General features: G+C 56.4%; 12 protein-coding genes. 6 read left to right on the top strand and 6 right to left on the bottom strand.

The genetic code is table 11. The features are described from left to right. The first annotated feature begins 125 nt into the window (after positions 1-125). Positions 126-2,462, top strand: coding sequence for a phosphoenolpyruvate synthase (gene ppsA / locus M8010_RS13265; RefSeq protein WP_502846224.1), 2,337 nt, complete (start codon positions 126-128; stop codon positions 2,460-2,462). A 28-nt stretch (positions 2,463-2,490) separates the two neighbouring features. Then, positions 2,491-2,973, top strand: coding sequence for a ribonuclease E activity regulator RraA (gene rraA, locus M8010_RS13260; RefSeq protein ID WP_250091912.1), 483 nt, complete (start codon positions 2,491-2,493; stop codon positions 2,971-2,973). Between the two features lie 56 nt (positions 2,974-3,029). On the opposite strand, the gene M8010_RS13255 is transcribed toward rraA, so the two are convergent. The 3 genes from M8010_RS13255 to M8010_RS13245 all read right to left on the bottom strand — a co-directional run bounded on the left by M8010_RS13255 (position 3,030) and on the right by M8010_RS13245 (position 4,510). Beyond that, a complete protein-coding gene (locus M8010_RS13255; protein WP_250091911.1) occupies positions 3,030-3,332 on the bottom strand; it encodes a PilZ domain-containing protein in 303 nt (100 codons plus the stop codon). An 89-nt stretch (positions 3,333-3,421) separates the two neighbouring features. After that, positions 3,422-4,093 (bottom strand): TIGR04211 family SH3 domain-containing protein, encoded by a 672-nt coding sequence (locus M8010_RS13250; protein WP_250091908.1) that lies wholly within the window; start codon positions 4,091-4,093, stop codon positions 3,422-3,424. Between the two features lie 117 nt (positions 4,094-4,210). Further along, positions 4,211-4,510 (bottom strand): YciI family protein, encoded by a 300-nt coding sequence (locus M8010_RS13245; protein ID WP_250091907.1) that lies wholly within the window; start codon positions 4,508-4,510, stop codon positions 4,211-4,213. A gap of 85 nt (positions 4,511-4,595) precedes the next feature. Here M8010_RS13245 and M8010_RS13240 point away from each other — a divergent pair, with 85 nt between their 5' ends. After that, positions 4,596-5,474, top strand: a complete 879-nt coding sequence (locus M8010_RS13240; RefSeq protein ID WP_250091905.1) for a PHP domain-containing protein — start codon at positions 4,596-4,598, stop codon at positions 5,472-5,474. Here the strand turns inward: M8010_RS13240 and M8010_RS13235 are convergent. Together M8010_RS13235 and rne are read right to left on the bottom strand one after the other, a co-directional pair. Continuing rightward, positions 5,471-6,010, bottom strand: coding sequence for a YecA/YgfB family protein (locus M8010_RS13235; RefSeq protein ID WP_250091904.1), 540 nt, complete (start codon positions 6,008-6,010; stop codon positions 5,471-5,473). The genes M8010_RS13240 and M8010_RS13235 overlap by 4 nt on opposite strands. Before the next feature lie 3 nt (positions 6,011-6,013). Next, positions 6,014-9,097, bottom strand: coding sequence for a ribonuclease E (gene rne, locus M8010_RS13230; RefSeq protein WP_250091902.1), 3,084 nt, complete (start codon positions 9,095-9,097; stop codon positions 6,014-6,016). A 596-nt stretch (positions 9,098-9,693) separates the two neighbouring features. On the opposite strand from rne, the gene rluC reads away from it, so the two are divergent. Genes rluC through M8010_RS13215 form a run of 3 tightly spaced genes read left to right on the top strand, consistent with a single transcriptional unit; the run spans position 9,694 to position 12,522 of the window. Further along, complete coding sequence (rluC, locus tag M8010_RS13225) at positions 9,694-10,746, top strand: 23S rRNA pseudouridine(955/2504/2580) synthase RluC (RefSeq protein WP_250091901.1); 1,053 nt, start codon at positions 9,694-9,696, stop codon at positions 10,744-10,746. Between the two features lie 50 nt (positions 10,747-10,796). Further along, positions 10,797-11,444 carry an HAD family hydrolase gene (locus M8010_RS13220; RefSeq protein ID WP_250091900.1) on the top strand — a complete coding sequence of 216 codons (648 nt, stop codon included), beginning with the start codon at positions 10,797-10,799 and terminating at the stop codon, positions 11,442-11,444. A 25-nt stretch (positions 11,445-11,469) separates the two neighbouring features. Further along, positions 11,470-12,522 (top strand): S49 family peptidase, encoded by a 1,053-nt coding sequence (locus M8010_RS13215; RefSeq protein ID WP_250091899.1) that lies wholly within the window; start codon positions 11,470-11,472, stop codon positions 12,520-12,522. Here M8010_RS13215 and M8010_RS13210 read toward each other — a convergent pair. After that, complete coding sequence (locus M8010_RS13210) at positions 12,502-13,125, bottom strand: Maf family protein (protein WP_284048115.1); 624 nt, start codon at positions 13,123-13,125, stop codon at positions 12,502-12,504. The two genes, M8010_RS13215 and M8010_RS13210, sit on opposite strands and share 21 nt — an antisense overlap. Positions 13,126-13,217: the final 92 nt, after the last annotated feature.

Below are 13,217 nucleotides of genomic sequence, written 5' to 3'. Positions count from 1 at the left end.
AATTGCAGGGTCAGGGTAACGCTAACGCGAGAGTTACCTTCACCGCTCCGGTATCGCTCTTTGCTAAAACGAATCAAGGGAGACACGCTTTGGAAGATTACATCATCTGGTTTGATCACCTGGGAATGTCAGACGTTGACCGGGTGGGGGGGAAGAACGCCTCCCTCGGTGAAATGATCAGTAATCTCGCCAATGCTGGTGTTACTGTACCCGGCGGATTTGCCACCACGGCCCATGCCTATCGAGAATTCCTCGCAAAAGATGGCCTGCGGGAAAAGATCGATAATGCTCTCGACGTCCTCGACATCAATGACGTTAATGAACTTGCGCGGGTCGGATCCCAGATCCGCCAGTGGATCCTCGATACGCCGTTCCCTGAGGCACTAGAGAAGCCACTGGAAGACGCTTACGCCAAACTCCGTGCCGGTAATGACAGGATGGCGGTAGCAGTGCGCTCCTCAGCTACGGCTGAAGACCTGCCTGATGCCTCGTTTGCGGGCCAGCAGGAAACGTTTCTCAATGTGGTGGGTCTTGAACAGGTCCGAACATCGGTTAAAGAAGTTTTCGCATCGCTGTTTAACGACCGTGCCATATCCTATCGCGTTCACCACGGATTCGATCATAAACAGGTAGCCCTGTCTGCAGGCATTCAGAAGATGGTTCGCAGCGAAACCGCTGCCAGTGGTGTTATGTTTACCCTCGACACCGAGTCAGGCTTCCGGGATGTCGTGTTTATCACCGGTTCCTACGGCCTTGGTGAAACGGTGGTTCAGGGCGCCGTGAATCCTGATGAGTTCTACGTGCACAAGCCTACCCTGGAGGCAGGCCGGCCTGCGGTTCTGCGCCGCAATCTGGGCAGCAAGGCCATCAAGATGGTTCATCACACGGATCCGTCCGCAGGGCAGTTCGTGGAAACCGTGAAGGTTGAGCAGGACGACCGTAACCGCTTCTGTATTACCGATGCAGAAGTGGAAGAGCTTGCCAAACAGGCCATGATCATCGAAAAGCACTACCAGCGCCCGATGGATATTGAGTGGGCGAAAGACGGTGATGACGGCCTGATCTACATCGTTCAGGCCCGTCCGGAAACCGTCAAGAGTCGTGCATCCGCAAACGTCATGGAGCGCTATCTGCTGAATGAAACCGGCACCGTTCTGGTGGAAGGCCGCAGTATTGGTCACAAGATTGGCAGCGGTCCGGTCAAGATCATCACCAGTATCAAGGAAATGGACCGGGTGCAGGCCGGAGATGTGCTGGTAACCGACATGACTGACCCGGACTGGGAGCCGGTCATGAAGCGGGCCTCCGCCATCGTGACTGACCGGGGCGGGCGCACCTGTCACGCGGCAATTATTGCCCGTGAGTTGGGGATTCCCGCGGTGGTGGGTTGTGGCGATGCCACGGAAGTACTGAAAGACGGTCAGGAAGTGACGGTTTCCTGCGCCGAGGGCGACACCGGCATGATCTATGAAGGCAGCCTGGACTTTGAGCTGAAAGAGAACACCGTGGATTCCATGCCTGCCATTCCGTTCAAGATCATGATGAACGTGGGCAACCCCGACCGGGCTTTCGACTTTCAGGCATTGCCCAATGAGGGCGTTGGCCTGGCGCGCCTGGAGTTCATTATTAACCGGATGATCGGCGTGCATCCCAAGGCGCTGCTGAACTATGACGGCCTGCCACGTGACATTCGCCAGACCGTGGAAAAACGGATCTCGGGATACAGTTCCCCGGTGGATTTCTACGTCGACAAGCTGGTTGAAGGCATCTCCACACTGGCTGCGGCTTTTGCCCCCAAGAAAGTGATTGTCCGCCTGTCAGACTTCAAATCCAATGAATACGCAAACCTGATCGGTGGAACCCTGTACGAACCGGATGAGGAAAACCCGATGCTGGGCTTCCGGGGCGCGTCTCGCTATATCTCGGAAACCTTCCGTGACTGTTTTGAGCTGGAATGCCGTGCGCTCAAGAAAGTTCGCAATGAGATGGGGCTCACCAACGTCGAGGTGATGGTGCCGTTTGTGCGCACCGTGGGTGAGGCAGAGCAGGTGGTGAGCCTGCTGGCCGAGAATGGGCTCAAACGTGGCGAGAATGGCCTTAGGGTCATCATGATGTGTGAGCTGCCTGCCAACGCCTTGCTGGCGGATCAGTTTCTGGAGCACTTTGACGGTTTTTCCATCGGCTCCAATGATCTGACCCAGCTAACCCTGGGGCTGGACAGGGACTCCGGTATCATTGCGCACCTTTTTGATGAGCGGAATGATGCTGTCAAAGCATTACTGGCCAGTGCTATTCAGGCCTGCAAGAAGGCCAACAAGTACATCGGCATTTGTGGGCAGGGGCCCTCCGACCATCCGGATCTTGCGAAGTGGCTGATGGATCAGGGTATCGATTCTGTTTCCCTGAATCCGGACTCGGTTCTGGATACCTGGTTTTTCCTTGCTGACGAAAAAATTGATTGATCATTTTGAGATAAAGGAGAGCGCAAGCGTGCCTATCGTAACCCCTGATCTGTGTGATGATTATCCCGAAGTTCTTGTGGTGGAGCCGGGTTTTCGGAACTTTGGTGGCCGAGATGCTTTTGGCGGCGAGATAGTTACGGTCAAGTGCTTTGAGGATAATTCCATCGTCAAAGAGCAGGTAGCCCTTCCGGGCAATGGACGGGTAATGGTTGTTGACGGTGGTGGTTCAAAGCGTGCTGCGCTGCTCGGCGACATGCTGGCGGAAAAAGCGGCTGACAATGGATGGGCCGGGCTGATCATTTACGGCTGCATCCGGGATGTGGACGTGATCGGAAAGACTGCTCTGGGTGTTCAGGCTTTGGGCACGCATCCACGTAAAACGGAAAAACGCGGTGTGGGTGATCTGAACGTATCTGTAACGTTTGGTGGCGTGACCTTCCATCCAGGTCACTATGTCTATGCTGACAACAACGGTATTGTGGTGTCCGAAACGTCGCTCAAGGCCGACTGACCTCCGTTGATGCTGTTCCGGGCCCGGTAGTCGCCTGTGACTGCCGGGTATCCTCGTTAGCGTGTGACCTTCAAAATCTCCATTCCCAGCAGAAATCCGTCGCCTTCGGGTTCGCATCGAAGCACGCGGCAAACCGTCTCGAACGGGGGAAACTGCTCACTGGTTGACGGCAGCAGGGTATGTATCTCGTCTCCCTCGGAAAATGCTTTTTCAACAAACAGCTGCATGCCGCTGCCACTCAGGTCTTTACAAATTCCCGGAAATGCGACTCCATTGCTGTCCGAGAGTTCGATTTCCGAATTCATGGTCATGCGGTGGAAATCGCGCTTTTCTGAATAATCCTTCATGAACTCAGACATACCGCCACCTCTCGATTGTTGTTTTATTCTTTATAATGGCTAAGCGCGCGAGCGTCAAAGAACACGCCTGAGTGTGCCGGGGCCCGAGCTCAGGCCCAGTTATCGTTTTTTCGGGTTGGCTTAAGCATCGGGATAACCAGTGCGAGAATCACGCCGGCCAATACCAGGGCGGCGCCAAGCAGCATGAAGTCGGATTCTTTCTTCCCCTCCAGCCTTTCCTTTTCGGCGGTAAGCACCTCCAGCTCATTGCGAAGTTTCTGGTTCTCCTCGCGAAGTTCGCCGTTTCGACGGTCAAGGTTGATCGAATCGGCAGCCACCTCTTTAATATTGTTGAGCTCTTCGCTAAGTCGCCCGGCCCTGGATTGCAGGGTTTCTTCGGAATTCCTGAGCTCATTCCGCTCACTGGTGACTTCTTGCAACTGTGTCTTGAGCTCGCCCAGTTCGTTACGTGCCTGTTCGAGCTGACGGTTGGTCTGTTCAAGGCGCTGTCTGGCGATTGGAGTCTCGGTAATGTACCGGCTGACTATCCAGCCTTCGATACCATCGGGAGTTCGTACCCGGCTGTAGCCGGATTCGGATGTTTCCAGAAGTTCCAGAGCAGTACCACTGCGAACGCCGGAATGAAGAATGCGGTATTGTGTCCCTTCGCCACTGCGAATGGGAGCAAACAGGGTGTCATCGACGTAGACAGTTTTTGCATGGGCCGAGGCGGCAGCAACCATCAACACAATCAGACAGGTAAGAAGACGTAGAGGTGTCACTGGTTTTGTTCCCTGAAACAGCAATTTGAGGCGCAATTTTGTCATAGATACCGGGCCATACAAGGTGGCATTCATTACAAAAAACTCATGGAGCGCGATACGTGGCATGGGTGTACCTCATGGCAGCACCGCCTTGAAAGGCTTGACAGTGACTCGTTGGTATACGCCTGCTTCCACGTAGGGGTCGGCGTCAGCCCAGGCCTGCGCGGACTCCAGGGATTCAAATTCGGCAATGACCAGGCTGCCAGTAAAACCTGCGTCGCCGGGTTCCGGGGTGTCGAGGGCAGGGTGGGGGCCTGCAACCAGAAGCCGGCCCTCATCTTTCAATGCGTTGAGTCGCCCGATATGGGCCGGGCGTGCCGAGGTTCGCAGGTTAAGGCTGTCTTCAACGTCCTCACTGATGATCGCGTAATACATGGCGCTCTCCGGATATATGGTGACACGGGGCAGTGCCTGGCTGGTACACTGGGGCCCTTGTAATAACTCTGAAATCGGAATTGATGTGACTATAACGCAAGAAGCTGAGTTCTGCATTGATCTGCATTGCCACAGTACAGCGTCTGACGGCGCTCTGCCGCCGACCGACCTGATTCACAGGGCGAGCGCTAAAGGTGTGACACATCTTGCACTGACAGATCACGACACCATTTCAGGGCTGGACGATGCCAGGACAGCGGCGCAGGCCGTTGGTATTTCCCTGGTTGCGGGTACTGAACTTTCCTGCCTCTGGAAAAGCCAGACAATTCACATTGTCGGGCTGGACTTTGATACCTCTGACCACCATCTGAACGAAGCTCTGGCACGGCAGAATGATAACCGCTGGCGCCGTGCCCGTACGATTGCGGAGAAACTCGCCAAGCTGAAAATTGACAACATGGTGGAGAAGGCCACACTCAAGGCCGGCGGCGATGTGCCGGGCCGTCCACACTTTGCCAGGGTGCTTGTGGAAGAGGGTGCGGTCAAGGACTCCGCGCAGGCGTTCAAACGATACCTCGGTGCTGGTAAGGCGGGTGATGTGAAGGGCTTCTGGCCGTCTCTGGAAGAAGTCGTGCAATGGATCACCAGTGCAGGCGGGATTGCAGTTCTCGCGCATCCGAGAAAGTACAAGCTGACCGCAACAAAATTACGTGCACTGACCAAGGATTTTCGTCAGGCCGGTGGTCGGGCGATTGAGGTGTCTACATCCGGCCAATCCAGTGGCGATCTCGGCTTCCTGGCGGAGCTGTGTCGTCGTGAAAACCTGTTGGCGTCTCAGGGGAGCGATTTTCATTTTCCCGGAGCGCCCTGGTGTGAGCTGGGGTCCATAATGAAAATGCCAGACGGGCTTGAGCCTGTCTGGCATCATTTCAGACAACCGGTGGGAGTTCCCGCAGCGGTTTAATCCGGAGCGTGGAACAGCAGGAACAGATCCGTCAGCGAGTCCGGAATCGCATCTACCATATCCCTTGAAAGCTTCGGGCTGTTGCGTACATTCTGGAAGTCTTCATCCTCGAAAAGGCCAGATAGTGTCAGCATGGGCACCAGCAGGTCAGCCGTTTCTTCCTCGCCTGCTGACAGCCAGGCATCCTCATTCTCCAGGAACGTATCCACAAAGCCCGCACACCAGTTTTCCAGTGCATTCATCGGGTCGCCATCCTCGGGTTCCGGCAACTCAAGGGATTGGCCCATATCGAGAGAGTGGGCCATGTCTCTGGCAAGCTTTTCCACGGCTTCCCGGAAGGTCTCCGGAACCTGGCCACCAGGTGCCTGATCGGCACCCGTAGCCAGCCGGAAGATATCTTCAGTGCTGAGTGATGCCGGTCCTACTACGCTGGCGCAGACAACCCCGTGCAATCCGAAGAAGTCCAGGGCTTCGTCGCCCCAGGGCTCGGCGAACAGGATGTCTTCCAGCGCCTCGATGTCCGAATCTGATAGCATTCGTCAGTTACTCCCGGCCTTTTTGGCCTCTTCGGCGGCCCGCTGACGTTTACGGACTTCCCTCGGATCATTGTAGGCTCGGCCCGGAGTTACCGGTACATCGACCTGCTGAGTTGGCTTTTCTGGTTCTGTCACTGGCTCCTGAGTCGTTTCGGCAGAGTTTTCTTCCTGTTTGGCCGGGTCGGCGTCCGGTTCTGTGGAGGGTTTCGGAGCCTCCTCCGCGGGCGGCTCGATCTTTTCAGGTTCCGGAGCCTTGGGTGCAGCGTCAGCAGTATCATCAGAGCTGGTTGCCGTCCCGGCTTGGGTTTGCGGCTCGGGGCTTGCCTTCACTTCAGGTTCTGGTGTACCGGTTTCCACTGTCGACTCTTCAACTGCGTTGTCTGGTGATGGCTCGGCCACCGCCTCCGGACCTGTGTCAGTCTCCGGGCTTGTGTCAGTGGCTGTTTCGGACTTCTTGGCCGCTGGTTTTCTGGCGGCAGACCGGCGCGGACGGGCAGGGCGTTTTGGCTTGTCTTCACTGGCCGCCTGTTCCGTTACTGGTGGTTCGGCAGGCGTTTCCACCTGATCAGCCTTCACCGTGTCAGAGGTTTCAAGCTCTGGCTGTTGCTGAGGCGCATCCGGAGTCGCTGTAGCAGCGGCTACTTTGACGCTCTCGTTGTCTGCCGGCTTTTCTGTCGGTTTTTCAATCGGTTTTTCCGCTGGCTTGTCATCAACCGTATTGGCAGCCGCTACACTGGGCTTCACTACAGGTTGTTCAGCCGATTGGTCTTCCGGCTGAGTATCTTTCTGGTGTTTTTCGCTCCGGGCCGTCTTGCGTTCCGCCGGTGTAGAGGCCGGGGTTTCCGCCGGTGAGCCGTCGCGATTGCGATTGCGCCTGGGTTTACGGCGCTTCTCATCGGAGCTGGGTTTGTCAGCAGCGGGCGCGGCTTGGGCAGGGCTGTCCTGTTGCTCCTTCAGTTCCTGAGAATCCTTCTGGTCGCGGGTATCCTTCTGGTCGCGGCCCTGAGGCCGGTTGCGACCCTGGCCACGGCCCTGCGGCTGCCCGTCCTTGCGGCTGCCGTCCCGCCGGCTATCACCTGATTTCTCGGTGCTGGCCTGCTGGGTTTGCCCGCCTCGAGCCTGGTCTTCGCCACGAGTGCGATTGGCGCCACGGTTGCGGCTACGGTTGTCGTCGCTGCGAACACTATCGCTGCGATTATTGCTGGCCTGACGACGGTCGGCCCCGCTGCGGTTGCCTGAGCGGTTATCATCCCGTGCTACCCTGGACTTGCGGCGTTCCTGGCGGTCCTGGGTGCGGCGTTCCTCATTGCCGGGACGACCAGCTTGCTGTCGACTTGCCGGTGGCTCACCGATGACTTCCTCACCACTGAAAAAGTCGGCAATTTTCCGACCGAGTTTGCGGAACAGACCTTCAGTCTGTTCGGCGGAAGCCGCTTCTTCTGTCTGGTCCGGGATCGGCTTGGACGCAGGGGCCGGTGCAACCGGGCGTATTGCTTTCACTGCAGCCTGCTCACGCACCGGAGGCTGGGCTGCGGGAGCCTCGAATATCTCTTCTTCTCTCTCAAGGTATTCCTGGGCCACCTGGTAGCTGGATACCTGCTCCACACCCGCTTCATCATCGCGCATACGCAGAATTTCAAAGTGTGGTGTTTCCATATGTGGTGCCGGAACGACTACAACTTCCACTTCCTGTCGAGCTTCAATATCAGCCAATTGCTTGCGCTTTTCGTTAAGCAGGAAGGTGGCGACAGCAACCGGCACAACAGCGCGAACCTGCCCCGTCTTCTCCTTGGAAGACTCCTCGAAAATCAGGCGCATGATACTCAGGGCAAGTGATTCAATACCCCGGATGGTGCCCTGGCCTTCGCAGCGCGGGCAAACTTCACTGCGGGTTTCGCCGAGTGACGGCCGCAAACGCTGACGCGACATTTCCAGCAGGCCAAAGCGGGAAATCTTGCCCACCTGAACCCGGGCGCGATCGATTTCCAGCGCTTCACGCATTTTCTGTTCAACTTCCCGCTGATGTTTGGCCGGGGTCATGTCAATGAAGTCGATGACAATCAGGCCGCCCATGTCCCGCAGGCGTAGCTGGCGGGCAATTTCTTCTGCCGCCTCCAGATTGGTCTGAAAGGCAGTTTCCTCGATGTCATGTCCCTTGGTGGCGCGGGAGGAGTTGATATCGATGGAAACCAGAGCTTCTGTGGGGTCGATAACGATTGAGCCGCCGGAGGGCAATTTCACTTCCCGCTGGAAAGCGGTCTCGATCTGGCCTTCGATCTGGTAGCGGCTGAACAGGGGGATTTCGTCCTTGTACAGCTTGATCTTGTTTTCGAATGAGGGCATCACCGCGCGAACAAAGTTCAGCACATCCTCATAGACGGTGTTGGCGTCAATCAATACCTCACCAATGTCCTGGCGAAGGTAGTCACGCACGGCGCGGATGATTACGTTGCTTTCCTGATGAATCAGGAATGGTGCCTTGCGTTCGCCAGCGGCCTGTGTAATGGCTTCCCAGAACTGTACCAGGTAGTCGAGATCCCATTGGAGCTCTTCCGTGGTGCGGCCGATGCCAGCGGTGCGAACGATGATGCCCATGGACTTGGGCACCTGAACGTCACTCATGGCATCTTTCAGCTGTGCCCGCTCGTCACCTTCGATGCGGCGGGAAATGCCACCGGCGCGAGGGTTGTTAGGCATCAGCACCAGATAGCGACCGGCGAGCGATACAAAGGTGGTAAGGGCTGCACCCTTATTGCCACGCTCTTCCTTGTCGACCTGAATGATCACTTCCTGACCCTCGGCCACAACATCCTTGATGTTGATTTTGCCCTCTATCTGGCCTGGTGATTTCTTGAAGTACTCCTTGGAGATTTCCTTGAGGGGGAGGAATCCGTGACGATCAGCGCCGAAGTCCACGAAGGCGGCTTCGAGGCTGGGCTCTACGCGGGTGATACGGCCCTTATAGATGTTGGCTTTCTTCTGCTCGCGGGAGCTGGATTCGATATCCAGATCGAACAGACGCTGGCCGTCTACCAGGGCTACGCGCAACTCTTCGGGATGAGTTGCATTGATCAGCATTCTTTTCATGGAAAGAAGTGGTTCCTGTCGTTTGATTTGGACAGAAAACCCCGGGGATTGGCATCAGCAAAGCAGAACTTGCGTGCCGCGGGCTCCATGAATGAGGAGCAAACCGGCGACCAGACGAATCATAGCCCGATGGGAAGTCTTCCCGAGGCTCTGAAGTCACCGCCGACAGTGCAACTGCCCGAAGGCAGAGATGTGTCGTATAAGGTTAATGTCTGTTGACGCATGTTATCCGTTTTCAGGTTCACGCGGGTACCTGGGTCTCACGTCGTATTCGTATGCTGGACGGCCCGGCCCTGCGTGCTGGTAAAGATTCTTCGCGATGTCGCCCGACGGTTTTCCGTACGGTTTCATGTTCTCCCGGAGTCCGGTCAGTTGCCGTTCTCGGCTTCTTCCGTTTCAACCCGGGAGGATTCTTGCGCCGTACCCGGTAATGATTGGGCTCTCGGCGTTCAAACTCTCAAATAGTGTCGGTATACTTCTGCCGCTCCGGCTTCTGGCATACTGGCCAGGCCGTAGACAAACGGTAAAGCACGCCGGAATATAACAGTATTCGTCATACCCTTCAATCCCGCAGGCTTTTTGGCGGTAAGGTAATCATGTCCAGATCTCCCAGGCGAAAACGCCCTTTTTCTTCTCCCCGACGAGACCGGGATGAACGGAGCGTCAGTGATGCGACCGGTACCCGGAACACAGAGGTCAAGCAGGGCGTTCGAAAAGTGGTGGTGGATGAAGATAACGCCGGGCAGCGGGTGGACAATTACCTGATGGCGCAAATCCGGGATGTGCCGCGCAGCATCATTTACCGCATCATCCGCAAGGGTGAAGTGCGGGTGAACAAGGGTCGGGTGAAGCCTGATACCCGGCTCCACACCGGAGATGAAGTGAGAATTCCACCGGTAACCCGTAAGGAAAAGCCGGATCAGGTTCTGCCCGGTTCCCGGGTCCAGGGGGTGATGCAGGATGCGGTCGTTTTCGAGAATGACCAGATGCTGGTGGTGAACAAGCCGTCCGGCATTGCCGTTCACGGTGGCAGCGGCCTGGATTTCGGCCTGATAGAGGTTTTGCGGGCTGCAAGGCCCGAATCAAAGTTCCTGGAACTGGTTCATCGCCTGGACCGGGATACCTCCGGTCTGGTGATGGTGGCGAAAAAACGCTCGGCACTGCGATACCTTCAGGATGAATTGCGCCAAAAGCGAATTCGTAAAAGGTACCATGCCCTGGTGGCCGGAGACTGGCCGCGATCACTTAAGCGGGTCGATGAGCCGTTGTTGCGTTTTGAGCTCAGCTCCGGTGAGCGCCGGGTGCGGGTAGATAGCGCTGGCAAAGAGTCTCTTACACTTTTCCGGTGCCTTGAGTCGTTCAGTGGCTACAGTCTGGTGGAAGCCTCGCCGGTAACAGGGCGGACGCACCAGATTCGGGTTCATAGTGCCTGGGCGGGTCATCCAATTGCCGGGGATGACAAGTATATGGATGATGTGAGTCTACGGGCTTTCCGCTCCGTTGGTGGTCATCGTTTGATGCTGCATGCCCGGGCACTGGACTTCACATTGCCTTCAACCGGAGAGGCTGTTCATCTTGAGGCGCCTTATGACGAGGCGTTTGGCGATACCATAGCCAGGTTGACAGCCCGCCGGAAGGTTTCCGAATAACCGGTCTCGCTGCTTAGTGAATGCAGTGTGACCTCAGCAGGGTAGTATGAATGGACGTAAAAGTCGTAATTTTTGACTGGGACGGAACCTTGGTGGATTCCGTCGATCACATCGCGGACAGCCTGCACCAGGCCGCCACTGAGCTGGGTTACCCGGAATTGGAGCGCGAAGCCTATCGCGACATTATTGGTCTGGGCATGATTGAGGCGCTGGAAAAGCTGTATCCCGGCATCAGCCGTGAAGAAATGAACACAATCCGAGAGGGTTATGCTCGCTATTTCTTCGCCAAAGTCACCACTCCGCAAAACGTTTTCGAGGGAATGGCGGATGTAGTGGCCGATCTGCGCGGCGGCGGACGTGGTTGCTCGGTTGCAACTGGCAAGAGTCGCCGTGGTCTTGAGGGTGCGCTGGTTTCAAGCGGTCTTGGGCCACACTTTGATATCACCCGCTGTGCCGACGAAACCCGTTCCAAGCCCGATCCGGCCATGCTGGCCGAGATTATCCGCTTTTACGGTATTGAGCCGTCCCAGGCGGTAATGATCGGCGATACCCGGTACGATCTCGAAATGGCGCAGCGTATCGGCATGCCTTCCATTGGAGTGGAGTGGGGCGTGCACAAGCGGGATGTGCTGGGGCACTATTCTCCACACGCAATCGTTGATTCTGTGAAGGATCTGCGGGACGTACTAGGTCTCTGAACGTTAACAGCAACAGGATGCATCAATGAGCGATTGGGAGTCAGACAGGAATCCGGGCTGGGGAAGCAAGCCAGAGAATGGGGGTGAGAGCGGGGCGGCTAAACCGTCTGGCAGCCGCAAGTCACCAGCAATACCACCGGAGTCGGCGCGGGATTGGAAGCTGATTGAAAAGCTGGTGATGTCCCTCCAGTCTGAACAGAGGAAGAGCCGGCGCTGGGGTATTTTTTTCAAGCTGCTGACCTTCGGATATCTTTTTGCTCTACTGTTCATGATCCAGTTCCCTTTTGGTGACGCCCTGGAATCCGCCTCCAAAGGCAAGCACACGGCGCTTGTGGAAGTGGAAGGCACTATTGCTGCGGATGAGCTCGCCAGTGCGGACAATATTGTCGGCGCCCTGCGTGGTGCATTTGAGGCTGACAATTCGGTGGCTATTATTTTGCGGATTAACAGCCCGGGTGGTAGCCCTGTGCAGTCGGGATACATTTACGATGAAATTGTCCGTCTACGGGGCGAATACCCGGACAAAAAACTGTATGCCGTTATTTCAGATATCGGCGCCTCCGGCGCCTATTATATTGCCGCGGCCGCGGATGAAATCTATGCCGACAAGGCCAGCCTGGTTGGGTCCATCGGTGTGGTCGCCGGGGGCTTCGGATTTACTGGTGTAATGGAAAAGATCGGCGTCGACCGCCGTCTCTATACCGCTGGTGAGAACAAAGCATTTCTCGACCCGTTTTCACCTGAGGAAGAGGAAGAAGTTCAGTTCTGGGAAAGCGTGTTGGAAACCACTCATAGCCAGTTCATTGAAAGCGTGCGCAAAGGGCGTGGCGATCGTCTCGCCGATGATGAGCGCCTGTTCTCAGGGCTGGTATGGAGTGGTGAGCAGGCGCTGGAGCTGGGTCTGATTGATGGCCTGGGTAGCTCGTCCCATGTGGCCAGGCAGGTTATCGGCCAGGAAGACCTGGTGGATTACAGTCGTCGCAAATCCCCGTTCCAGGATATTGTGGATCAGCTTGGTGTGTCAGTGGGAAGTGGTATTGCCCGCTACGTCACCGAGTCACGGTTCGAGCTTCGTTGATGGCGCCCGGGGCTGAAGCAGAGGGTTCAGCCCCCAGTTCCGCAGCATATCGTTCAGTGCGATCAGCGGCAGGCCCACCAGGCTGTTAGGATCTCTGCCTTCCAGTCGACTGAACAGTGTGATACCCAGGCCTTCCATTTTGAAGCTGCCAGCACAGTCGTAGGGGGTTTCGAGGTGCAGATAATTCTCGATCTCCTCTGGACTCAGTTGTCGGAAGTGAGCATGGAAATGCTCACAATGTGTTTGTAGTTCTCCTGAGCCAGAATTCAGTAATGCCAGACCGGTCATGAAGGAAACCCGCTGGCCACTGCTCCGCAAAAGCTGCTGGACGGCCTGCTCATGGTTTCCGGGTTTGTTCAGCAACGTACCATCCTGTAGGCAGGCAACCTGGTCCGAGCCGATAATCCAGTGGTCGGGCCAGGCCTTCGCAAGTGCTTCGGCCTTTTTTTGGGCGAGTCGTGTTGCTAAGTGTTCTGCGGTTTCATTTTCGGCGGGTGATTCGTCGATGTCCGGTGATGCCGTCTCGAAGGGCAACCCGAGCCTTGTCAGCAGGTTTCGCCGGTAGGGTGACGAAGAGGCGAGCAGGAGTGGGCGCAGGTTCATGAGCTTCCTTGGCGAGCAGGATGAGTGGGGTCGGGCAGACCTTATGGCAATGGTATTATCGTAGAATACACCTATCCTCAGTATAACCCCTG

This window comes from Marinobacter sp. ATCH36, from assembly GCF_023555055.1.
Taxonomy (GTDB): domain Bacteria; phylum Pseudomonadota; class Gammaproteobacteria; order Pseudomonadales; family Oleiphilaceae; genus Marinobacter.
Note: the sequence above shows the minus strand (reverse complement) of the source record. Positions and strands in the feature narration are given on the sequence as shown.

What these genes read in the sequence shown, in the direction of transcription:
- ppsA (WP_502846224.1), top strand. Translation starts at nt 126, where the DNA reads ATGTCAGACGTTGACCGGGTGGGGGGGAAGAACGCCTCCCTCGGTGAA.
- M8010_RS13255 (WP_250091911.1), bottom strand. Translation starts at nt 3,332, where the DNA reads ATGTCTGAGTTCATGAAGGATTATTCAGAAAAGCGCGATTTCCACCGC.
- M8010_RS13245 (WP_250091907.1), bottom strand. Translation starts at nt 4,510, where the DNA reads ATGTATTACGCGATCATCAGTGAGGACGTTGAAGACAGCCTTAACCTG.
- M8010_RS13235 (WP_250091904.1), bottom strand. Translation starts at nt 6,010, where the DNA reads ATGCTATCAGATTCGGACATCGAGGCGCTGGAAGACATCCTGTTCGCC.
- rne (WP_250091902.1), bottom strand. Translation starts at nt 9,097, where the DNA reads ATGAAAAGAATGCTGATCAATGCAACTCATCCCGAAGAGTTGCGCGTA.
- rluC (WP_250091901.1), top strand. Translation starts at nt 9,694, where the DNA reads ATGTCCAGATCTCCCAGGCGAAAACGCCCTTTTTCTTCTCCCCGACGA.
- M8010_RS13220 (WP_250091900.1), top strand. Translation starts at nt 10,797, where the DNA reads ATGGACGTAAAAGTCGTAATTTTTGACTGGGACGGAACCTTGGTGGAT.
- M8010_RS13215 (WP_250091899.1), top strand. Translation starts at nt 11,470, where the DNA reads ATGAGCGATTGGGAGTCAGACAGGAATCCGGGCTGGGGAAGCAAGCCA.
- M8010_RS13210 (WP_284048115.1), bottom strand. Translation starts at nt 13,125, where the DNA reads ATGAACCTGCGCCCACTCCTGCTCGCCTCTTCGTCACCCTACCGGCGA.